Source organism: Aequorivita aquimaris, assembly GCF_001573155.1.
Taxonomy (GTDB): domain Bacteria; phylum Bacteroidota; class Bacteroidia; order Flavobacteriales; family Flavobacteriaceae; genus Aequorivita; species Aequorivita aquimaris.
The window spans coordinates 1-717 of the sequence record NZ_JRWG01000049.1; the positions used below are offsets into that span (position 1 = coordinate 1).

The 717-nt window shown below is 66.2% G+C and carries 1 protein-coding gene; it reads left to right on the plus strand.

Translation table 11 applies throughout. The features are described 5' to 3' along the window. Window positions 1–482: ArsC family reductase (locus LS48_RS15890; RefSeq protein ID WP_235811044.1), on the plus strand; the 482-nt coding region annotated here is incomplete at its 5' end. Window positions 483–717: the final 235 nt, after the last annotated feature.

A 717-nucleotide genomic window follows, 5' to 3' on the forward strand; every position in this document is an offset into this window, starting at 1 on the left:
GGCCCGGCCATGCGCCCGTGCCTGGTCGAGGGCGGCGACGTGCCATCGATGGAGGTGCGGCTGTTGTCCCGCTGACCGCTTCCGCTCCGCCCCTGACACTGGCAAAGGCCGGGCCGACCATGATGGAGACGACGGTGCCCCTTACCCTCTACGGCATCCCCAATTGCGACACGGTGAAGAAGGCGCGCGTCTGGCTGGATCAGGCGGGCGTGTCGTATCGCTTCCTCAATTACAAAACCGATGGAGTCGATGAGGGGCGACTGCGGCACTGGGTCGATACGCTCGGCTGGGAGGTCCTGCTCAATCGCGCGGGCACGACGTTCCGCAAGCTGCCCGACGCCGACCGCGCCGACCTGGATGCGGACAAGGCGATCGCGCTGATGATCGCACAGCCCTCCATGATCAAACGACCCGTGCTGGAGGGCGACGGCGTGCTGCTGGTCGGCTTCAAACCCGATGTGTGGGCTGCCGCGCTGGGCTGACGTTGCGTCGCGGGGCGTGGCGCGGCATCCTGTTTCCAAAAGAGGGGGATGCGATGACGCGCGGCAGACCGGCGACACCTATGTGGTTCACCATCGTTGCGATGGTTCTGGTCATCTGGGGCGCAGTGGGCGTGTTCGCCTGCGTCCAGCAGATCCGCCTGGGCGCGGAGGCGATGGGGCCGGCGGACGCTTATTACCGACGGCTGTATGCGAGCTTCCCGATCTGGTACAATGG